This is a genomic window from Ensifer sp. ENS02, from assembly GCF_014851885.1.
GTDB classification, from domain to species: Bacteria; Pseudomonadota; Alphaproteobacteria; order Rhizobiales; family Rhizobiaceae; genus Ensifer; species Ensifer adhaerens.
In genome coordinates this window covers 39745-60413 of the sequence record NZ_JACVAO010000010.1, presented here as the reverse complement: position 1 = coordinate 60413, position 20669 = coordinate 39745, and the positions used below count along the sequence as shown (strand labels likewise).

Here is a 20669-nt window from a genome sequence, read left to right as displayed (position 1 = left end):
GGCTGTCCAGCACACCCGGTTGCAGACGAGGCTCTACCCACCTGCATCTTCAGATGGTTAGAACGAAGGGCAGGCACCGCCCTTCAACACGTCGGCGCAATTGGCCGAGCGTCGGAAGTCGTCGTAAAACAGCGTCCAGTCGGTTTTATCGGCCGCCCGGTAGGGGCCGAACTTGAAGTACTGGTTCTTGCCGAGCCCCTTGTCGTCGTGACCGATATGACCCGTCACCGTGATGATTGGCTTGTCGTTGGCGAAGAGTTCGATGCGACCCGTGCCATTGGCTCCCGGCAGCGTGTAGATCGCGAAATCGATCCAGCCGGACTTCGGGTCGGGCAACGGATTGCCGTGGTTCGTCACCTTGATCGCATCGGTGCATGCATTGAAGAGACTGCCGTCGATCAGCTCCCAGTTGCTGTCTGCGGCGACCAGCATGCGCATCTGGTTGACGCCCGGCCGCCCCCATACGGGGATCTCGCCCGGTTTGCAGCTCGCCGGCTTCCCCTCAGGACCGGCCCAGAGCGGCGCGATATAGTTCGTTTCCACAGTGGCGAAGAGTTTGCCGGCCTCGAGCCTCAAGGCAAGGAACGGGCTGAAATCACCCTCGGCACCCGGATCGATCTCGCGTTTCCACTGGGCGATCAGGTAACGATGGTCTTCGTTCGGGATCGGGTCGGCAAACTTGACCGCGAAACCATACCAGACGCCCTGGTCGTATGGCACGCGCAGCGCCGTCTTTTCCCAGATCTCGGCCCGCTCGCTGCAACCGTCGAGCGAATCGGGACAGGTCGGAACGACGCTCAGCTTGAGCGCGCCGTTGCCGTTATGCTTGACCTCGTTCTGAAACTCCACCGTGCCGGCGGTCTGCTCGAAGTTCTCGCGATAGTAGAGCCCGCCCTCAGGCGCAAAATCCCGTCCCTCGAAACCGTCGGAAAGCTTGGTTTCCCATGGCTGCGCCATCGCGCTCCCGGCCATGACGATGGAAGCGACGAAAAGGACGGTGCGAAACATTCTTCCCCCTATTGAAGCATCTTGTCGATGAGGCCGCGCGGCGGCTGGAGCGGACGCGTATTGCGATGAAGCAACATGACATGCTCCGCCTCGGAAAGTCCATCCTGCAACACGTCGTCGAAGCGTTCATCGGCCCTTGCGAGCAAGGCAGCGTCGTTGGGGTAGAGGATCGTGAATTTCTGCCGCACGCCGCGGAGCTTTTCCTGGCCGAGGGCCGTCCAGTCGCCGCCGCAATAATTGACGAAGGCTTCGCTCGCGACGACGCTGTGGGCGTATTTCTTGGTCAGGTTCTGCAACCTCTGGACTTCGTTGACGGCCGAGCCGAAGGCCGAGAACGTCAGCCGGTCGCGCAGGCCCACATTGCCGAACATCACGTTGCCCACATGCAGACCGATGCCGTAGCCGATCGGATCGCGTGCCTGCTTGCGCCGCTCGCCGTTCAGCATGTCCATGCGTGCGGTTGCCGCGCGCACGGCGGCAAAGGCCTCGCGGGCGGCAAATTCCGAGGGCTCCTTGTGGCGCCCACAGGGATAGACGGCGATGAAGCCGTCACCGACGAAGCTCAGAATATGACCACCGTTGCGATTGAAGGGGGCTGCGATCGCATCGAAATAGGTGTTCAGGGTCTCGATATAGGACTGACGCCCTTCCTTTTCCGCCAGCATCGTCGAGCGGCGCATGTCGCCCATGACGAGGACGGCGCGCACGGTCTCGCCGTCGCCGCGGCGAACCTGGCCGCTCATCACACGCCGGCCAGCGCTGGAGCCGAGATAGGTGGTCAGCATGTTGTCGGCGAGCTTGCCGAGCACCGCCATCTTCGCGGCGACTGCCAGATGGTATTGCAGCTTCAAAAGCGCGCCAATGACATCGTCAGTGAAGCCGCCGTGCCGATCGGTCGTCCAGGATCCGACCATGCCGTGGCCGGAATCGGCGCCGAGAGACTGCATGAAGGCGAGATAGTCCGTCGCACCCTGCTCCTTCAGATCGTCGAAGATCGGAAATTCGGACGGGGTATCCTGGTAGATGCGCCGGCGGACATGCTCGAGATTGTTGTTGAGCAGGTAATAGTAGGGGCTCTGCAGGAACCGCTCGGGATTAAGCGCCAGTTCCTCGTGCCGAAGGCCGCTGACCTCCACGCCCTTGCCGCGCACCCAGGTGAAACCCAGAGCATCGTAAAGCGGGTGCAGCATCGAGAAGGAAAGATGGACGCGCATCAGCGGCAGGCCGGCGGCCGCCAGCCGCTCGCAGAAGCCTTTGACGATCGTCTCCAGCGGCGCGTCGCTCAGCGATGTGCGCATCAGCCAGTCGGCGACCTTGTCGATGAGAATTTCGGATACGTTGTCGTTCGTCGGGCCCATTTCGCGTCCTCGCATGACAGACCGTCCCGCGTCAGCATCCGGAGACGGCGAACGCCCCGGCAATTTGCCGGTTCATGTTCGCAGTGGATGATGATGAGCCGTGCCCGTTAAGAAAATGCTCCAACCGATTCCGGCGTCGATGACGTGCAGGCACCCGGAATGCGGCACTTATATGTTGCAGATATTCACGCGCGCCGCCAATTTCCAGAGGCGAACGAAGATTTTTCCGACCTGTTGCAGCATGAAGATTTGATAGCCGGCTCAACGGCCTGCCAGCGGCCCTGGTGCCGGGCCTCGCTTGACTTGGGGCTTGTTTCTCTCCAACAAACCACGACATGTTCGCGCGCCGCGCCTGTCTGTCCACGAGATCCGGAACCGAAACTTGACCTCACCTCATTTCGAAAGCCTGCTGTCGTCCATCTCCGCCCGGAGCGCCAAGGTCGGCGTCATCGGGCTCGGCTATGTCGGCCTGCCATTGGCGATTGCGGCAGCGCGCGCGGGCTATTCCGTCATCGGTTTCGACATCGATCCCGGCAAGATCGTCGCGCTCGATGCGGGCAAGTCCTACATCGGGGCGGTCTCGGACGCTGTCCTTGCCCGGGAGAGCGGTGCTGGCCGTTTCCGTTCCACGACGGATTTCCTCGAACTGTCCGGCTGCGACGTCATCATCATCTGCGTGCCGACGCCCCTGACCAAATATCGCGACCCGGACCTTTCCTTTGTCGAAAAGACGTCGCGCGCGATCGCCGCAACCCTGCGTCCCGCGCAGCTCATCGTCCTGGAATCGACCACCTACCCCGGTACGACCGATGGCATCGTGCGCAGCATCCTCGAGGAAACCGGGTTCAAGTCCGGCGCCGAATTTTTCGTCGGCTTTTCGCCGGAGCGCGAAGACCCGGGCAACCCGGTCTATGAGACCGTGAGCATTCCGAAGGTGGTTGCCGGCGACGGCCCCGAGGCGGCAAAGCTGATGGAGGCGTTCTACGCCTCCGTGGTCAAGACGGTCGTTCCGGTCTCGTCCAACGCCACGGCGGAAGCCGTGAAACTCACCGAAAACATCTTCCGCTCGGTCAACATCGCGCTCGTCAACGAATTGAAGATTGTCTACGAGGCGATGGGCATCGACGTCTGGGAAGTGATCGAGGCCGCCAAAACCAAGCCGTTCGGTTATATGCCGTTCTATCCCGGCCCCGGCCTCGGCGGCCACTGTATTCCGATCGACCCTTTTTACCTCACCTGGAAGTCGCGCGAATACGAACTGCCGACGCGTTTCATCGAGCTTGCCGGCGAGATCAACTCGGCCATGCCGCGCCACGTCGTCAGCCGACTGGCCGAGGCGCTGGACCGGCACGCCGGCAAGGCGCTCAGCCGCTCCACCGTTCTCGTCATCGGCCTCGCCTACAAGAAGAACGTTCCCGATATTCGCGAGAGCCCATCGTTGCGCCTGATCGAACTGATCGAGGAGCGCGGCGGCCACACCGCCTATCACGACCCCTACGTTACCGAGATCCCGCCGACGCGCGAGTATGCCGCTCTGAAGGGCCGGCGTTCAGTGACGCTCGACGAGCCCACGGTGGCGGCGTTCGACGCCGTGCTGATCGCCACCGACCACGACCAGGTGGACTACGCAGCCCTCGCCAAGTGGGCGCCGCTCGTCGTCGATACCCGCAACGTCTTCCATCGAAACGGCCTGACGGGCAGCCACATTATCAAGGCATAGCGCAACGGTCGTGCGCATCCCTGTGGCCACAACAGCTAGCCGGCGCCACCCGCAAAGGGTTGAGTGGCCTTGTTGCGCGCCAGCGCGGCCTTGAGATTGCTCGCCGCCACCGCATAGCCTCCAGAGGCGCCGTCGACGAAGTGTATGTGGTCGCGGGTCATCGGCGTCGGCACGATGCAGGTCATCAGCGCCGAATCCTGCCGGTGCAGGCCATAGTGTCCGACGCCCTCTGCCTCTGCCCGCTGCAGCCGCGCCTCGATCCGTTCGAGGCACGGGGCGCTGATATCGATCGTCATTTTCAGGCCGTCGTCGAATTTACGGAAGTCGGTGTTGTCGGCAAGGTCGCGGCGGTATCGGTTCGTATCGAAGGGCCCAAGGTTCCAGCCCATGCGAAGGCAGACGAAAAGTGCCAGCGTCTGCACGGTGATAACGCAACGCTTCAGGAAACGTCGCCCTCGCGGAGCGGCCGCGCGCGTCTCGGTGTCGATCCCCTGGAAGGAGAACCGCGCGGTCGGCCCAAGCTCGGGAACGGGGTGACCGCCGCGATCTTCCTCGTCGGCAAGCGCGACGATGTCGGCGATCAGCGCCTGGAATTCCGGTCCGTTGCCCTTCGCGCCCGGCACCGCGATGATCGAGGCAATCGTGCCGTGGCGGGACTCGATCGGGTTCCAGCGACAGGAAAGGCCGGTCAGGTCCGGCCGGCTGCCGGCAGGCGCCGCCGCGACGTGATAGCGCCCGGCCTTCATCGCCGCCTCGGCCCAGCTTGCGCCGCCGCCTGCAAACATCGCGTAGGAAACCTCGTCGCTGGCCTTGAAGCGGGCGACGCGCATGTCGAGCCCGTGCTGGCGGATGTCGCTGACCGGAACGAGCGCGGTCCGCAACTCAAGGTCAAGTTCCTCCGCCACCCAGGTCTTCACCGCGGCCAGCGCGTCGCGGGCCCTGTCGTCCATCGATGCCGGCAGCGCCGCCAGGGCGCCATCCCCCCCGAATACGAAGGGCATCGTCTTTTCTTCGAGCACGTTCATCAGGGCGGATATGACGCTGGCGCCGGCCATGTTGACCGTCTTGTAGCGGCCGTCGGCAATCGCACCGGTCGAGTTGACGATATCGGCCACGGCCAGCAGCCAGCCGTCCGGCAACGGCCGGTAATTCGCTTCGTCCGCGACGCCTTCGAAGGCGTCGAACAACGGCACGCTATCGTAAAATCGGCCTTCCATTGCCTCAGCCATCAGCGCCTCGATCTTCGCTCGCCCTTAACGTTCGTCAGATAATTCACGCGGGAGCGCAACAAAAAGTTTCATTGGCTGTTACCACGGAGACACCTCTGTCCGTTTCTGCAGCCTAGAAGATAGGCGAGGAGCGGATTTGGCCGGAGGGGGACTTGGCGACGCGATGGTTAGTTTCCAAATAATAACCCATGGCATTGCAGGGGTGTGGCCATCTGTGCTTGTTTAACAGTCACACAAGGATCAAAATGGTCCAAGCGTGCGTAGTGAAGCCGAAACTGAATGCGTGACGACAACTTTCGAGTGCGGTTCTGGGGCGTAAGAGGAAGTTTGCCGGTCTCCGGCCAACAATACGTCGCCTATGGGGGAAATACATCCTGCATCGAAATTCGATGCGGCAAGGACGTATTGCTGTTCGATGCCGGCTCTGGCCTGCGCGAGGCTGGCTATGCGCTGATCGCCGAAGGCGTCGAAGAGTTCGATCTGTTCTTCACTCACAGCCACTACGACCACATTATCGGTCTTCCCTATTTCAAACCCATCTACAAATGTCGCAATTCGGTGCGCTTCTGGTCTGGCCATCTGCACGGCACCATGACCACGCGGGAGATGATCCGCGATTTCATGCGCCCGCCGTGGTTCCCGGTCGATCCCGACATCTGTCAAGCGAGCCTCGACGGCATGGACTTCAAACCCGGTGACGTGCTGACCCCGCGTGCTGGCGTCACCATCCGCACGACGAGCCTCAACCATCCCGGTGGCTGCGTCGGCTATCGGATCGAATGGAACGGCCGCGCCGTCGCTCTCGTCTACGATACCGAGCACGAGCCGGGCGTCCTCGATCCCGGCGTGCTCGAACTGATCGCCGGGGCCGACCTGTTCGTCTACGACTGCACCTATCTCGAAAGCGAGATGGAGCATTTTCAGGGTTACGGACACTCGACCGGCATGCATGGCGCACGACTGGCGATGGCCGCCGGCGTCAAGCAGCTCGCCATGTTCCACCACGATCCGTCGCGCACCGATGAGGCGTTGGCCGCCATGGAACGCGATGTCCAGGCGACATTCCCCGGCGCCTTTGCCGCCCGCGACGGACAGATCGTCGAGCTCGATTGAGCATCTGAAATCGCGTCGGGATGTCCTTTACCCGAAATTCGGGCCGGAACTATTTCACGCCTCGTGGATTCCTTCTTTCCAAAGAAGGAGTACCGCATGAGCAAGGACAAGAAGGCCCAGCAGGCGATCGAGGAAACCGGCAAGGATCCCTCGGGTGGGCAGCATCTTCCAACCGCAGGTCCTCACGCAAAGGATCGACTGACCGACAAGACCAAGACCCCCGGCTCAGGGTTGCTGCCGGACAACGATGACGACACTGTCGTACCCGGTAGCGGCTGAGGTGGTGTTCTAGCGAAACATGGGCCGTCGCATCCGACGGCCGCACCTCCCTGACACGGCGGCAAGCGTCCCTAATGTTTGTCGCGGCAGGTGGCGAATCCAAACTACGCTTCCGCCAGCGAAAGGACCATTAAGCTACGAGATCGGCTCCGGTCCGCCAGCGACAGGCCGGATGCGCGGCCGTAAGCGTGAAGAGCTCCTCCATGAAGGACCAAACGCCGGCGTCGTGAACCAGGTGATGGGTGAGCACTCCGATGGTTCGCCCGGCCTGATCCCGCCTCTTTTCATCGTCACCGCAGACCTGCCTTAGCCTGGCGATGATGTCAGCTACAATCGCCGCGTGCTCGCGGCAGCCGCGTGTTCCCTGCCAATCCATCACATCGGCATGGGTGTTGACGAGCTTGAGGAGCGAGGGCTTTTCCGGACCGAAGACCGACAGCGCCGCAAAACCGATCCCGGGCAGGTCATCCAGAAGCGCGCCGTCGATCCGGTTCCACGGCGGCACCAGCATCGGCACGAAGCTGCGCGGAAACAGCGCCTGGAGGCGCGCGTAACCCTCCGTGAGTTCATCGAGAACCGTTGAGCGTGGCCGGTGCGCGCCGAGTTCCTGTTTCTTTTCCTCGGGCGGAGCATGGTTGCGGTGCGCCCAGCCGTGCACCGCGACGCTGACGCCGGCATGCCCGTCGAGGCGGCGCGCAAGCGCCTCGCCCGTCGGCGCGGGCGGCACGGCGATGACCACCGGAACCAGGTGCTTGTCAACCAGCGACAACAGGCGGTCGAGTGCTGCCGTCGGCTCGGCGGCGTCGTCGTCCCGCAGCCAGAAATCAACCTGTCGACCGGACGCGGCCACGCGGTCGAGCGCGACGGCAAGCTGCTGCCAATGGGGTTGTCTCATGCCGTCGCCTCCAGATGCTCGTCAAATATCGTGCGCAGCCGCCGCGCCGCGGCAGGGAAGGAACGTTCGTCATGGACGAACCGTCCGGCGGCCGTACCCAATCTCCGCCGAAGGACCGGATCCTCTATCAGCGCGCGCATCGCCGCCGCAAAGGCGGTGGCATCGCCGTCGGGCGTAAGGATCCCAGTCTCGCCGTCCCTGACCACTTCCGGCACGCCGGCGGTATTTTGCGCAACGACCGGCAAGCCCGCCGCCTGTGCTTCGAGATAGGCAAGCCCATAGGCCTCGCCGCAGCCCGGCCAAACGTAGAGGTCGCTGCCGGCAAGAATAGCCGGCAGATCGGCAGCGGTCCTTTCGCCGAGCCAGTCCAGCCGGTCGGACGGCAAGGCCGAGAAGGCCTGTTGCACCTCGTCGCGGCACGGACCGTCGCCAACGATCGTCAGGGTCCAGCGGCTATCGGCGATGTGTGTCAGCGATTGCGCCAGCATGCGGTAGCTGTCCAGCTTGTCGCCGCTGCGCATCATGGCGACAGCGACCATGCGGCAGAGGTCATCCGTGCTTCCGCCGCCCGGCACGAAAGGGGCCGCATCGATAAAGGGAGCAAGCATCGCGTGGCGGCAGTCGGGCGCGGCCTCCAGCAGGCCATCCCGGTCCCGGCGCGTCAGGCAGATGTTGACTGCCGCCTGCTCGATGGCCTGGAGCACCTGGCGTTGGGCGATCGCGCGCACGCCCTCGTTTCGCCGCGCCGAGTAGGAGGCCTCTGCCGTCACGTAGGGGATGGTGAATTCGGCGGCAAGCGAAGGACCGAGCAGGTCCGGCGCCTTGTAGTAGGGATGGTAGCAGAACCACAGATCGGGGGCGCCGTCGCGCATCCAGCCCTGCCGGAGGCGAGTGATCTCGCCTGCCGCCGCTTGCTCCAGTTCACGAAAATCTACGTCCGACGCGGTCGCCATGAAGCTGCGCAGGTCCGAGACGACCGCGACCTCGTGCCCTCCCGCACGGAGTGCTGCAACCAGCATGCGCGCCATCAAGCGATCACCCGAAGGCACGGGATGGTCAGGGGATTTCAGCGGTGCGTAAAAGGCGATCTTCATCCGCAGCGAGCTATCGTTTCTCCGCGGCGGCCTGTCAACCGACCGCGCCGGGAGCTTGCCGCTTTCCGGTGGGATCGCGGGAGAGGAAAGCATGCGTCCGCGCCGCCGTCTGCAGCCAAGGGGATACCAGGCCCGACCGCCAGCGGTTCATCGGTCGATCGGCAAATCGTAGTAGTCCCGGCGGATCAGTTTCAGCGAACGGTCCGGCTCGATGACATAGGTTTCCTGAACGAAGCTGTTGCCGCTCGTGAAGCGGTGCGGGACGATGCTGCCGACGGGCGCCTTCGTCAGCTTCGTGCGCGGCTGCCCGCCATAGGTGATGCTGCCGGGGATCGGCTCCAGGTCCGGCGTCGTGCAGCCCGCAAGCGTCACCGCGGACAGAGCAAGCAGGCCAAACAGCCCGCCAAGGCTGCGGATGTTTTTCACCATGATCACCTGGCAGCCCCATCGCCGTCCGTGGACCGCTCCGTGCCTGCCACTCCTTGTTTCGTTTCTCTTCTTCCAGCGCGGCCAGATCGCGCCGCCGCGTTCGCTAAGGCGTTGCAGCCACCCCTGTGCTGCCGGCCTTCTCGACCGTGGTTTCCGTATCATGCTCCGAGAGCAGGCTATAGGCGACATAGTATTTGTAGATATTGCTGACGTATTGCACCGTCTCGCGCCCGACGATCGCCGCCGCCGCATTCTCGACATTGCCGAACCAGAGGTTCGGGTCGAGCCCCATATCCTTGGCCTTGGCCCTGAACTTGCGCAGGTTTCCCGGTCCGGCATTGTAGGCCGCGAAGGCAAACAGCATCTGGTTTTTCGGCGTGACGGCCGGGTCGTCGATGTAGGTATCGACAAGGTAGCGCAGATATTTCGAACCCGCTTCGACGTTGAGGTTCTCGTCCTTATCGATGCCGCGAATGTTGACGGCCTTGTCCGCAGCGGTCGATGGCAGCAACTGCATGATGCCGACCGCGCCCCTGTGGCTGCGGCGGGACTGATCGAGCTGCGATTCCTGGTAGCCCTGCGCCATCAGCATAGGTCTTCCCGTGCGTGCGGAAGATTTCCACGAGCTGCTTGAAACGTTCGACATCGGCTGGCGCATAGGCGCGCTTCAGCATCTTGTCGCCCTTGTAATAGGTGCTCCTCAGGATGTTGCCGAAGGTCGTCCCGACCTTGTGGGTCTTGACGAAGTCGTCGAGCACACCTTTAAGCTTGGGGCTGTCCTTGCGGATCGCCCAGGCGATCTCCCCGTGGTCGGAAACGACGATGTCGTCGCGCACCTTGAGGTCGGTGAACACCTTCACCCAGATGTCCGCCTTGTATTTGTCGACGACCGTCCAGGGCAGCAGGCCGGCATTGATCATCTCCAGGACGTCTTCGTCCTCGAGGTTCTCATCCATGTCCTTCAGCGTGATCGGCGCGCGACCGGCCTTTTCGAAGCCGGCGCTGAGCGCCGCCAGGTGCTCGTAATAACTGCTCGATCGGCGCACATGCAGTTCCTGCCCGCTCAAATCGTCGACGCTTGTGATCGCCGGCGCCGAAGGACCGGTGACCAGCACCTCCTTGGCTTCGTCGAACAGCGGCGCGGTGAAATCGACCTTTGCAAGCCGCGTCTCGGTGATCGTCAGATTGGCCATGACGATATCGCCAAGCCCTTCTTCGAGCGCCGACAGCAGACGCGCCCGCGGCATCGGCAGGAACCCGACGCGGATCTTGTCGATCTGCTTCTTCTTCCCCTTGTTGAGTTCGTTTTCGAGCGCCGTTCCGAAGTCGACGGCCGTGCCCAATTGCTGGCCGCGATCGAGGAAATAGATGGTCTTGCTGAAAGGCACGATGATGCGGATCACGCGCCGCTTTTCCATTCCGTCGAAGTCGTCCTTGTGGGGGACGAACATCGAGCGAAGGAATTGCTCATTCGACTGTGCCAAGGCGCCGCTTCCCGTGAAGAACACGAGAAGCAGCAGCCCCAAGAGAACGCGTTTCATGTCAGCCCCCAGCCCGAGAACCCTGTTGCCGAAATGCTATTCCTGCGGCGGACCGCCTTCGCCAAGCGCGGCGGCCGCATTCTTCTTGGCGATGGCGTCGCGGGTCGCGGCGGCCGCGGCGACGGATTGCTGCTGCTCGTCGCCCGCCACCTGCACGGTCGGCGAGGCGAAGTTGATGCCGTTTTCCTTGAAGGATTCCTTGATCATCACCTGCGCCCGGCGCCGGACCTGGGTCTGTGCCCCCGGCTTCGTCTTCATGGCGAAACTCAAGGTCATGCCGTAGTCGCCAAAGTTCTCGACACCCTTCATCTTGACCGTTTCCAGGATCAGCGGCCCGATATCCGGATCTTCGAGCAGCTTGGCGCCGATGCCCTTCACCAGTTTCTTCACCTTGGCGACGTCGGCATCGAAGGAAACGTTGATCAGGAACTTGTCGATCACCCAGTCGCGGCTCATGTTCTGCACCGCGCCGAGCGAGCCGAAAGGCACCGTGAACACGGGACCGCGATGATGCCGGAGCTTGACCGAGCGAATGCTGAAGGATTCGACCGTGCCCTTGTAGCTGCCGCTCTGGATGTATTCGCCGATGCGGAAGGCATCGTCCATCATGTAGAAGATGCCGCTGATGACGTCCTTGACCAGCGTCTGCGAGCCGAAGCCGATCGCCACGCCGAAGACACCGGCGCCGGCGATCAGCGGGCCGATTTCCACCCCAAGGCCGGAGAGCACCATCAGCACGGCCACGATCGCGATGAAGGCTGCCAGAAAGTTACGCAGGATCGGCAGCAACGTCATCAGGCGGGTGTTGCGGGCGCGCTCGGCCGGGTCTTCGGTCGCGTGATTGGCCTGCTTGACGCGCAGGTTGATGAAACCCTTGACGAGCTGCCAGACCAGATCTGCAGCCAGCAGGATGACGATACCCGCCAGGACGCCGCGGAACACCCGATTGAAGGCGTCGTCCTGCATCATCGACGTGGCGCTGACCTTGAAGACGAGCGCCAGCCAGCCGGCGGCAAGCGCGATGACCAGCAGCCGTGCGCCGCGCTCGATGAAGATGTTGCGCACCACGCGCGGATCGTCCTCTGCCGAGCTATCCAGCATCGTCTTGGTAAAGGCGCTCGTGAAACGCAGCAGCGGCGGCAAGCCGATCACGTAAAGGCCGATCCAGAACAGCACGTCCATGCCGGCGACCCAAAGCAGCCAAAGCACGATCAGGAAGGCAACCAGGAACACGTTGCCGACGATACGGCGCGAACCGACGACGGCCCCCACCGGACGCCGCACGACTGTGAGGATCCCGAGCGCGAGGACCACGAGCCCAAGAAGCGCGGTGATGAGATTGCGCACGTCCGCGGAAATCGACAACGCGCTCATCGCGTCGCCGACACCCCAGACGAGCGCCCCGCCACCGATCAGCCATAGGGCATGCCGGTGCCAGAAGCTGGCCTCATCGGGCGTGAGCGAGAGGTAACCGCCTCGCCCGTCCGCATTCCCCTCGTTGACCGGTCCCCCCGTCAGGACCGCCGAGGCGATGATCATCAAGAGGCGTGCTCCGATCCAAGCGCCGAGCAGCGGCGCGATCGTTGTTTCCAGCCGCGTCGGCCAGTCGGCGATCGCCAGCACCGACATGCTGGCAGCCGCAAACACGATGAGCGGCAGAACCCGTGTGAGCATGGTGCGGGCCGGCCCCGTCAGCACCGCCCCCTTCAGGCTGCGTCCGAGCAACCAGCGCAGGAGATATTCGGCGCCGTAGCCGATCGCCAGGATCAGGAAAAATCCCTTCAGAATGGGAGCGGCGCCATGGCTCTCCATGTCGCCGGAAAGGCGTTCGCGCGCCGCCTGCATTTCCGGAAGGACACGCGGCACGGCGTTGCCGATGCCGGTGAGATGACGCCTGATTTCGGCGGTCCAACGCGCCACGACACCGGTTGCGGGCGTTCCGGCCGGAGCTTCGGCCGCAGTGGTTGGCGGGGCTTGCTTCGTCGACAGCCACTGCTTCACTTCCGGGTCATCGAGAAGCTGGATCAGCTGCTGGACCTTTGCAGGCGGAGCCGCAGGCGCGGCTTCCTGTGCCAGGCCTGGCGCAACCAGCCCAAAAACAACGGAAAGAAAAGCCACGAGACCGAAGACCGGCCCCACAAGCAAGCGACCCGACGACCCGATACAGCCCATTCTCAGCCCCCCCCGACGAACATGCCCGTCCCCCGACCGGCACGACTCTCAATCATTACAAAGGCTAACATACCAGCGGGCTGTTGCGCCAACGTCAAGAGCGTCGCGGTCAACGGCGACGGAATCCACCACCGCCATGGAACCCACCGCCTCCATGGAAGCCACCTCCGCTAAATCCACCGCCACCACCAAAGCCACCACCGCCGTGGAAGCCGCCGCCACCGTGGAAACCACCGCCATCAAAGCCGCCGCCACCAAAGCCACCGGGTCGGTCAAAGCCGCCTCCGCCACTGCTCGGGAAATTCAACGGCCGCTGATCGAAAGACTGTCGTTCGAAGGAGCGCTGGTTGCCAAGTTGACGTCCGATATTGTCGATCGCCAGATGATCGGGGGCACGAGCGCGGTCCGCGCCTTGACCGGCTTGCTGGCGCGTGTCGATCCGCTGGTTGAGGTTCTCCGCTGCATCCGGATGATTGGCGGAGAATTGCTCGCCCGCCTTGGTCCTATCCTGGATCAAAGGCTTCTGGACTGGCTGCCAACCGTCGGGCGTATGCTTTTGCCATTGTCCGTCGTCACGACGATACACGTTTCCGTCACGGCCGGCATAGACGTCGCCGCCCTTGCCGCCGGCGACAAAGCCATGGTTCCCGTCCGACGCGCGCCAATTGACGCCGGCGCCATTGGCGGTCGAGCCGCCGCTGATGCGGGCAAAATCGGACCCGTGCTTGACGGCCGCGGTGCCCCAGCTTCCGTAGACGTTATGTCCGCCGCGGGCCATCGCCGCGTTGCCGGTGCGCGGATTGTAGGCGGCGACGAAGCCGCGGTCTCCGTTCGGTCCGTAGCCGGCCACGCCGCGAACATAGGTGCCCGTGCGCGGATTGTAGGCCGCACCGGCAGCAATGCCGCGATAGGGCCCGTAGGCATATCCATAGCGGCCGAACGTACCGATGGCCGGATTATAGAAGGCGCCGACGCCATAGGTTACCGGGCGTGGATAATAGGGCCAGTAACCGCCACCGGCCCAGCCGTAATCCCAATAGTCGTCATAGTACCAGCCGGTGCCGTAGACGAAGGTGTCCCAGGCGAGATAGGCACCCAGGTAACCCATCGTATAGCCGAACCAGACCGCGTCGGGCTCGGTATCGTAGATGCGCACATAGGTGGCATTGTAGATCGGCGACGACGGCGGGATGGTATAGATCTCGTCCGGCACCGCCTTTGCCACAGCGAACGGCCCGGTCGGTGCATCGCCGACGAACCAGACCCCGTCCTTCAGCACGAAATACTTGTCGCCGACCTTGATGACGGTCTCGTTGGTGTTGACCGCGTAGGTCAGGGACGTCCCGTCGATCGTTTCGAACTTCGGGTCGCCGCTATAGGCGACGTCCACCGTGACGGAGCCATCGAGCGAGACACGCGCCTTTTCGGGGATGCTCGCCTTCAGCCGCGCCTCTGCGTTTTCGGAGGTACCGGGAACGGACGCGCGCACCGTGTAATAGGCGGCATCCTGCGGAATGTTCTGGAAGTCCTGCGGCAGCTTGGGCGTAGCGAAGGTCCAGGGGCCGTCGAGCGTGGTACTCGCGAACCAGCGACCGGATACGAGGATGTACCAGCTTGAGTCAGCGTCACGGTAAAAGGCGTCGCTCTCGGTGTTGGTCGCAACCTTGAGACCGGTGCCCGGCACCTGTTCGAGTTTCGGCTCACCGTCGAAGGCGAGCAGTTCCGACGGCTTATCCGAATAGATGACGTCGGGCACGATCACCTTGTCCGCCTGCGGCGGGATCGCCGCCTTGGCATCCTTCCAGTTGTCGTCGTCCGGCAGTTTGCTGAGTATGTCGGGAAGCGACGAGGCGGACTGCCATCCCGAGGCGAGATCCTTCGATTGCAGCCATGACTTGTCGTTGCGCAGGTAATAGGTGGCGTCAGCCTCGACCTTGAACAGATCCCAATTGGTGTTGACCGTGAAGGAGAGCCCCTCGACGCCCTTGACCGGGGCAAACACGGCCTTGCCGTCGGTCTGCACCAGGATCGCCGGCTTCTTGCTGATAAAGATCGGCGGCGCGTCGGCCTTCAACCCCTCGACATTGCCGAGCCGCTGGTAGTCGGCGAGGCTCGCCGTCAGCTTGTCCTCCGAAACGGTGATCGTCCCGACCGGCATCAGCTTGCCGACCTCGAGCGTCAGATCCGCCAGTTCCTTCCGGTCGAGGACGGAGAAGTTGATCTCGGTCATATTGATGTCGGAAACGACGACCTGGCCGGAGGCGCTGTCGGCATCGGTCTTGCCGGTAACGCCAACCACGCCGAAGATCGGCTTGGCGTCGTCGGACTGCTTGTATTCGGCGGCGATCAGCGCATCGAGTTCGGTGAAATCCTTCCAAGCGTTGATCTGCGGCTGATAGAGCGTGATGGTCGCGCCACTATCGGTCTTGTAGGCGCGCGGCCAACCGAGCCCCTTGGGATCGGCATCGTTCAGGTACTTGCCGCTCACGAAGCCGTTCTGGCCATTGAAGCTTACCGCGCACCAGGTGCCCGCATCGTCGCATTCCTTGACATCGACCTCGGTTCCCTCGGCGATCGTCCCCAGACTGTTGAAGCCGGTTCCCGGTGCTTCCCGGAAATTGACTGAGGCGCTCGTCGTTGCCGGCCCGGCCTGCGCCGGAACCGCGGCAATCGCGAGGAGGGTGAAGGCGAGTGTCAGTCTGCGCATTACGGTTCTCCGAGATCCCGGGCGGCCGACCCGCGCCCGCAACGACTGAAGCCGAAGCTGGCACCGGAACTGGTTGAGCCATAGACATCTTTGCCCATCACCAAAGCGCAAGTACGTAACAGTAACGGCGACCGTAACGGGTCGCCGAGAAGTTAGACGCAACGGAGCGGAGCGTGCCGCAGCAAACGCCGGATACCGGAACGATTCGGAGCACCGCAGGGGCGCATGCCGTTTCACCACCCCTCCCCGGTCCTTCAGGTTGCCCGCTTCTGTCCCGATCGCGACGGTCGCTATCCCGTCTCCCCGGGTAAAATCATTAAAGCGTCGCAAATCTTTGTGTTTTAGCCCGTAGTGATTGCATAGAGTCATTTATTCAAGCAAACTCATATGTATGATTTGACCACTCCTACGTGCGGAGGAAATACAAGTGAACACGAAAGCCCCCAGCCAGATCGATGTCTTTGTCGGTTCCCGCGTCAGGATGCGTCGGTTGATGGCCGGACTGAGCCAGGAGAAGCTGGCCGACGGTCTCGGGATCACATTCCAGCAGGTACAGAAGTACGAAAAAGGCACCAACCGCATCGGCGCGAGCCGTCTGCAGGCGATCGCCGATATCCTCGGCGTGCACCCGAGCTTCTTCTTCCAGGAGGGTGAAGACCCTGCCGGCGCACGCAACGGCGACACAACGCGCGAGCCGAGCGAAATCTCGTCCTTCGTTTCGTCGAAGGAAGGCATCGCGCTCAACCGCGCTTTCCTGAAGATCGCGGACCCGGTGCTGCGCAAGAAGATCATCTCGCTGGTCGCCGCCGTTGCCCAGACGCCGGAGACCGAGACCGTCCGCTCAAGCGCGAGCCACGCTCAGGACCTGCACGGCTAAGCACCCGCGCCCGACAGGAATGACCGGATGACATTCAGACTGCAGACCCTCGGGCGCTTGCGGCTCGTCGATAACGGCGGGCGTGAGGTAGCGTTTCCCGAAAAGGGTCTGCTGATCCTATGTCATCTGATCGTCGGCGGCCACAGCGAGCAGTCAAGAAACGATGTCGCCAAGCTCCTTTGGGACGAGATCGTCCCGAGCCAGGCCTTCGTCAATCTGCGCAAGACGGTCTCCCGCATCAGCGCGCGCCAGGAAGAACTCGGCTGTCACTTCCTGAGTTTCTCGCCGTCGGCCGTGCGCCTCGACGCCAGCCGGCTCAAGAGCGACCTCGATACCATCGGGCGTGAGGCGGGCGATCCACTTTCCCGTCTCCAGTGGGCGGTCGAAACCTTCCAGGAAGACTTCCTCAAGGACTTGAAGTCCCAGGGCCAGGCGCTGCATGGCTGGATCGAGCGGCAGCGTAGCGAGCATATGGCGCTGCTGCGCGAAAGCCTGCTTCTTGCGGCAGCGGAGGCGACGAACAACCATCGCAAGCTGGTCAAGGCGGCAGCGACCCGGCTGCTCGAGCGCAACCCGCTCGACGAGGACGTGCGCAAGATCCTGACCCAGGCGTTTCAGCTTGAGGGCAATCATCTGGAGGCACGGGCTGTCTCGAATGGCGGCGGCGCGATCGCGATCAACAGGCCGGAATGGCGATCGGTCTCGACGATAATCGCGCCGACGTCGGAGCCGGCAGCCGACTCGCGCCCGCCGCGCGTCGTCCTTCTGCCGCCGAACAACGGCGCGAACGACAGTCCGGCAACACAATTTGCAAGCGCATTGATCGAGGACGTGACGATCGGGCTTTGCGCGCTTCGCTCGGTTTCGGTGATCGCGCCCTACACGGCCGCACAGATCAGCCTGCAGGCCGACAAGGCAAGCACCTACCAGAAGCACGCCATAAGCTACATTCTCGACACGCGCCTGACCGACGAAGGCAGCCGGCTGACGCTCTTCACGCAACTGATCTTCTTTGCCAATGACGAAGTGATCTGGGCAGACCGTTTCAATCTCGATGGCGACGGGCTGATGGCCTCACGGCGGGAAATTGCCCGCCAGATCGCACTGGCGATCGCCAACCAGGTGGAGCGCAACGAGACCCATCGCCAGACCTACGAGACCAATGTCGGCTCCTACCGCAGCTTCCTGCTCGGACAGCGCTATCTCAAGCAGCTCAACCTTCCGGAACTGCGGCGCGCGCGCAAGAGTTTCCGCCAGTCGCTCTATGAGAACTCCGGCTTTGCGCCGGCGATGAGCGGGCTCGCCCGCAGCTATTTTTTCGAGTGGCTGCTGACAGCCCGCGGCGACGCAGAGCTGCTGGCGCTTGCGGAACGGCATGCGCGCGATGCGGTGGTGGCCGACGACACGCTGGCAACGGGCTATCGCGAGCTTGGCGTCGTCAAGCTCTACTTGAGACAGTTCGACGAGAGCATGGAATACCATGACAAGGCGGAGGCGCTGAGCCCTCAGCACGCCAACGTGATTGCGAGCTACGCCGACACGCTGGTGCAAGCTTCGCGCCCCGAGGGTGGCCTGCGCAAGATCCAGGCAGCAATCGATCTCAACCCGATTGCGCCGGACGAATATTTCTGGACCGCGGCCGGCGCCAGCTACTCGCTTGGCCAGTATGAGCAGGCGATCGCCTATATCGAGCGCATGCGCGATCCGACCCCTGCCGACCGGCTGTCGGCGGCAAGTTGGGGCATGCTCGGCAACCGGAAAAAAGCGCGCCAGTTCGTCCGTAAGACTTTCGACGTGCATCCGGACTTTGATCTCGACAAGTGGATGACCATCGTTCCCTTTAGGGAAGAATGGCAGCGCGTTCATTATTGCGAGGGCCTGCGCAAGGCGGGCTTCTGATTTCTCACATCAGCAACGGCCAGGAGGGGAAAATGGCAAAAGTAGTGGTGATCGGTTTGGCGGGTGACAACCGGCTTTGGGTTGCGGATCTGGATGCGGGCACGGTCTCGCAGATCGCAACGCCGACGCAGGGGCCGCTGGCTGCGGCCAACGACCTGCGTAACAACAGCGGGGCAATGGTGCACAAGGGCGTCAATCTCGCCGTGGTTGCGGCCTCGTCCGGCTCCGTTTCCGGCGGGTTCATGGACGGCTAGTCCACGCGTGGCACAAGCCGCTGAAACTGGCCGGCCGTCGGACGAGCATTCCAGCCGTCCGGCGGCCGAGCCGCTTTCCTACAGCGATCGCGCCTGCCCGCCAGAAGAAACGTTCCGGCGGATCGAGGCATCCCTGCCGGCGCTCGGCGTCACCCGGCTTGCGCGGCTGACCGGCCTCGACCGGCTCGGCATTCCCGTCTGGAGCGCCGTGTCGCCCAACGCCCGATCGATCGTCATCAACCAGGGAAAAGGCATCACCGACGTTGACGCCAAGGTTTCGGCGGCCATGGAGGCGATCGAGCGGGCAGTGGCCTGCGCGCCGTCGGCCGCGACAAGAACGGCCACCAGCCGGGCTCTTTCCGAAACGGGCGATCGAACGCTGCATCTGCCGGGGCTCATCTCGGCGGGGCAAGCGGACCTTCAGAACGACGAAACGATCGACTGGCTCCGTGGCTTCGACCTCTTTGACGGCGCAACCACCTGGGTCCCGCGCGAAGCGACAATCCTCGACCGGACGATCGTCGGTTATCGTTACTGGCAGTCCTCCGATGGCCTGGCCTCGGGCAACACCGAGACCGAGGCGACCCTGCACGGCTTGCTCGAGCGCATCGAGCGCGACGCCGAAACGCTGTGGCGAATGCTGCCGCTGAACGGCAAGCACCGAGGCTGCATCGATCCGGGAAGTTTCGAGGATCCTGTCCTCGATGCCCTTACGGAACGGATCGCCTCTTCAGGTCTGGAGTTGCGCCTGTTCGACATGACCAGCGACATCGGCATCCCCTGCTATGCCGCAACCCTCGCCGAAGCGGGCATTCTCTCGGCCAGGCAGCCGCGTTATCACGACGTCACGATCGGCCACGGTGCCCACCCCGTGGCGCGGCGCGCCGCCATCCGTGCCGTGACCGAGGCCGCCCAGTCGCGGCTTACCTATATCAGCGGCGCCCGCGACGATGTGTTCCCGGAAACCTTCACCCGCGACCTTCCCGAGGAAACGCGAGGCCTGTTTGCCGCCGTGCCGCTCCGGACAAGCGTGGCGGCCCCCGATGCCCCGGCCGGGCCTCAGGCGCTGCTCGATTACGTACTGCTGCGGCTTGAAGCGGCTGGCATCCGGACGGTTGTCGTCGTTCCGCTGATGGAAGGCGTTGCACCTTTCTCGGTGGTCAAGGTCATCGTTCCGGCCCTCGAAAATCCCGACGGCCTGCGCAAGCGTCGCTTCGGAGAACGCGCGCTCGCCCGTGCTCTGGAGGCCGGATGAACGTTGTCTTTGTTGGCCCGACGCTGCCGGACGCACGAAACGCGGCGGACAAGAGCGTCCTAATCCTCCCGCCTGCCGTTCAGGGCGACGTCCTGCGCGCAGTTGAGGGCGGTGCAACCGCGATCGGGCTTATCGACGGCAACTTCGAGAATGTTGCGCCCGTCTGGCACAAGGAAATCCTTTATGCGCTGTCGCTGGGCGTGCAGGTCTTCGGCGCGGCCAGCATGGGCGCGCTGCGCGCGGCGGAATGCGCGCCCTTCGGCATGGTCGGCATTGGCGAGATCTACCGGCAATACGCCGAAGGAGCCCGCGTGGACGACGCCGATGTTGCGCTGATCCACGGCCCGGCCGAACTCGGCTATCTGCCGCTGACACTCCCGCTGGTCAACGTCGATGCGACACTCAAGCGCCTCTCGCAGACCCAAGCCCTTGCCCCAGCGCTCATCGCATCGATGGGCGCGACGGCGTCCGCCATGTTCTACAAGGAGCGCAACTGGGCGGGCATCGTCGCGCGCGTTGCACTGCCGGCGGGGACGGACCCCGCCCGTCTCACCGCGCTGCTCGCGAGCGAATATGTCGACCAGAAGGGCATCGACGCGCGACATTTACTGGACGCACTGCGACACACGCCAACCCAACGGACGGTTGCAACGCAAGGCTGGAAATTCAATTCTACCAGCATGTGGAAGAGGTTGTTCGGTCAACCTGACGCTTCATCTTAAGGATGTGGTTTTCACATACAACGTGTGTCACGCTCATGTCACGCGCAATGCCGCGAAGTCACGCTATGATTGGCCACGGTGGGCTGGATCTGCGGATCCAAAGGAAGCTGGGGAAAA

Annotated in this window: 17 protein-coding genes and 1 pseudogene; 8 read left to right on the top strand and 10 right to left on the bottom strand. The window is 63.2% G+C overall.

Translation table 11 applies throughout. The features are described from left to right. Positions 1-57 precede the first annotated feature (57 nt). Together IB262_RS21800 and IB262_RS21795 are read right to left on the bottom strand one after the other, a co-directional pair. Positions 58-1008 carry a polysaccharide lyase gene (locus tag IB262_RS21800; RefSeq protein WP_060601559.1) on the bottom strand — a complete coding sequence of 317 codons (951 nt, stop codon included), beginning with the start codon at positions 1006-1008 and terminating at the stop codon, positions 58-60. 8 nt (positions 1009-1016) lie between these two features. Continuing rightward, positions 1017-2366 (bottom strand): adenylate/guanylate cyclase domain-containing protein, encoded by a 1350-nt coding sequence (locus IB262_RS21795; RefSeq protein WP_060521782.1) that lies wholly within the window; start codon positions 2364-2366, stop codon positions 1017-1019. Between the two features lie 382 nt (positions 2367-2748). Here IB262_RS21795 and IB262_RS21790 point away from each other — a divergent pair, with 382 nt between their 5' ends. Beyond that, positions 2749-4086 carry a nucleotide sugar dehydrogenase gene (locus IB262_RS21790; protein WP_162741102.1) on the top strand — a complete coding sequence of 446 codons (1338 nt, stop codon included), beginning with the start codon at positions 2749-2751 and terminating at the stop codon, positions 4084-4086. Positions 4087-4121: 35 nt separating this feature from the next. Here the strand turns inward: IB262_RS21790 and IB262_RS21785 are convergent, their stop codons facing one another. Further along, complete coding sequence (locus tag IB262_RS21785; protein WP_127889918.1) at positions 4122-5315, bottom strand: DUF3095 domain-containing protein; 1194 nt, start codon at positions 5313-5315, stop codon at positions 4122-4124. A 279-nt stretch (positions 5316-5594) separates the two neighbouring features. On the opposite strand from IB262_RS21785, the gene IB262_RS21780 reads away from it, so the two are divergent. Both IB262_RS21780 and IB262_RS21775 read left to right on the top strand, forming a co-directional pair. Continuing rightward, positions 5595-6428 carry an MBL fold metallo-hydrolase gene (locus IB262_RS21780; RefSeq protein ID WP_043613689.1) on the top strand — a complete coding sequence of 278 codons (834 nt, stop codon included), beginning with the start codon at positions 5595-5597 and terminating at the stop codon, positions 6426-6428. 96 nt (positions 6429-6524) lie between these two features. Next, complete coding sequence (locus IB262_RS21775) at positions 6525-6707, top strand: hypothetical protein (RefSeq protein WP_034799175.1); 183 nt, start codon at positions 6525-6527, stop codon at positions 6705-6707. A 130-nt stretch (positions 6708-6837) separates the two neighbouring features. On the opposite strand, the gene IB262_RS21770 is transcribed toward IB262_RS21775, so the two are convergent. The 7 genes and pseudogenes from IB262_RS21770 to IB262_RS21745 all read right to left on the bottom strand — a co-directional run bounded on the left by IB262_RS21770 (position 6838) and on the right by IB262_RS21745 (position 15545). Beyond that, positions 6838-7602, bottom strand: coding sequence for a polysaccharide deacetylase family protein (locus tag IB262_RS21770; RefSeq protein ID WP_127889917.1), 765 nt, complete (start codon positions 7600-7602; stop codon positions 6838-6840). Next, entirely contained in the window at positions 7599-8696 is a 1098-nt protein-coding gene (locus tag IB262_RS21765) for a glycosyltransferase family 4 protein (RefSeq protein ID WP_127889916.1), read from the bottom strand. The genes IB262_RS21770 and IB262_RS21765 overlap by 4 nt, the downstream gene beginning before the upstream one ends. Positions 8697-8843: 147 nt before the next feature. After that, entirely contained in the window at positions 8844-9125 is a 282-nt protein-coding gene (locus tag IB262_RS21760) for a hypothetical protein (protein ID WP_034799172.1), read from the bottom strand. Positions 9126-9228: 103 nt separating this feature from the next. Continuing rightward, positions 9229-9711, bottom strand: a complete 483-nt coding sequence (locus IB262_RS35985) for a transglycosylase SLT domain-containing protein (RefSeq protein ID WP_246802686.1) — start codon at positions 9709-9711, stop codon at positions 9229-9231. Positions 9712-9895: 184 nt separating this feature from the next. Then, positions 9896-10543, bottom strand: a pseudogene (locus IB262_RS35980) (transporter substrate-binding domain-containing protein); the annotation flags it as partial. A gap of 159 nt (positions 10544-10702) precedes the next feature. After that, positions 10703-12838: a mechanosensitive ion channel family protein gene (locus IB262_RS21750; protein ID WP_127889915.1), complete on the bottom strand. Its 2136-nt coding sequence runs from the start codon at positions 12836-12838 to the stop codon at positions 10703-10705. Positions 12839-12947: 109 nt separating this feature from the next. Further along, on the bottom strand, positions 12948-15545 hold the full coding sequence (locus tag IB262_RS21745; protein ID WP_192493774.1) for an SH3 domain-containing protein: 2598 nt from the start codon (positions 15543-15545) through the stop codon (positions 12948-12950). Between the two features lie 427 nt (positions 15546-15972). Here IB262_RS21745 and IB262_RS21740 point away from each other — a divergent pair, with 427 nt between their 5' ends. From IB262_RS21740 to IB262_RS21720, 5 genes are read left to right on the top strand one after another with little or no spacing between them, the layout of a single operon-like run. Further along, positions 15973-16422: a helix-turn-helix transcriptional regulator gene (locus IB262_RS21740; protein WP_192493773.1), complete on the top strand. Its 450-nt coding sequence runs from the start codon at positions 15973-15975 to the stop codon at positions 16420-16422. A gap of 27 nt (positions 16423-16449) precedes the next feature. Beyond that, positions 16450-18321: an SARP family transcriptional regulator gene (locus tag IB262_RS21735; protein WP_192493772.1), complete on the top strand. Its 1872-nt coding sequence runs from the start codon at positions 16450-16452 to the stop codon at positions 18319-18321. A 32-nt stretch (positions 18322-18353) separates the two neighbouring features. After that, the gene (locus IB262_RS21730; protein WP_034799164.1) at positions 18354-18575 is read left to right on the top strand and encodes a hypothetical protein; all 222 of its coding nucleotides are present in this window, start codon (positions 18354-18356) and stop codon (positions 18573-18575) included. Positions 18576-18582: 7 nt separating this feature from the next. After that, a complete protein-coding gene (locus IB262_RS21725; protein WP_113187013.1) occupies positions 18583-19830 on the top strand; it encodes a YcaO-like family protein in 1248 nt (415 codons plus the stop codon). Beyond that, positions 19827-20552 (top strand): TfuA-like protein, encoded by a 726-nt coding sequence (locus tag IB262_RS21720; protein WP_127889910.1) that lies wholly within the window; start codon positions 19827-19829, stop codon positions 20550-20552. Before IB262_RS21725 ends, IB262_RS21720 begins: the two co-directional genes overlap by 4 nt. Positions 20553-20669 lie beyond the last annotated feature (117 nt).

Coding starts and splice junctions, on each gene's coding strand:
- IB262_RS21760 (WP_034799172.1), bottom strand. CDS start 9,125: ATGGTGAAAAACATCCGCAGCCTTGGCGGGCTGTTTGGCCTGCTTGCT.
- IB262_RS21730 (WP_034799164.1), top strand. CDS start 18,354: ATGGCAAAAGTAGTGGTGATCGGTTTGGCGGGTGACAACCGGCTTTGG.
- IB262_RS21770 (WP_127889917.1), bottom strand. CDS start 7,602: ATGAGACAACCCCATTGGCAGCAGCTTGCCGTCGCGCTCGACCGCGTG.
- IB262_RS35985 (WP_246802686.1), bottom strand. CDS start 9,711: ATGGCGCAGGGCTACCAGGAATCGCAGCTCGATCAGTCCCGCCGCAGC.
- IB262_RS21735 (WP_192493772.1), top strand. CDS start 16,450: ATGACATTCAGACTGCAGACCCTCGGGCGCTTGCGGCTCGTCGATAAC.
- IB262_RS21785 (WP_127889918.1), bottom strand. CDS start 5,315: ATGGCTGAGGCAATGGAAGGCCGATTTTACGATAGCGTGCCGTTGTTC.
- IB262_RS21750 (WP_127889915.1), bottom strand. CDS start 12,838: ATGGGCTGTATCGGGTCGTCGGGTCGCTTGCTTGTGGGGCCGGTCTTC.
- IB262_RS21780 (WP_043613689.1), top strand. CDS start 5,595: ATGCGTGACGACAACTTTCGAGTGCGGTTCTGGGGCGTAAGAGGAAGT.
- IB262_RS21775 (WP_034799175.1), top strand. CDS start 6,525: ATGAGCAAGGACAAGAAGGCCCAGCAGGCGATCGAGGAAACCGGCAAG.
- IB262_RS21800 (WP_060601559.1), bottom strand. CDS start 1,008: ATGTTTCGCACCGTCCTTTTCGTCGCTTCCATCGTCATGGCCGGGAGC.
- IB262_RS21745 (WP_192493774.1), bottom strand. CDS start 15,545: ATGCGCAGACTGACACTCGCCTTCACCCTCCTCGCGATTGCCGCGGTT.
- IB262_RS21765 (WP_127889916.1), bottom strand. CDS start 8,696: ATGAAGATCGCCTTTTACGCACCGCTGAAATCCCCTGACCATCCCGTG.
- IB262_RS21795 (WP_060521782.1), bottom strand. CDS start 2,366: ATGGGCCCGACGAACGACAACGTATCCGAAATTCTCATCGACAAGGTC.
- IB262_RS21720 (WP_127889910.1), top strand. CDS start 19,827: ATGAACGTTGTCTTTGTTGGCCCGACGCTGCCGGACGCACGAAACGCG.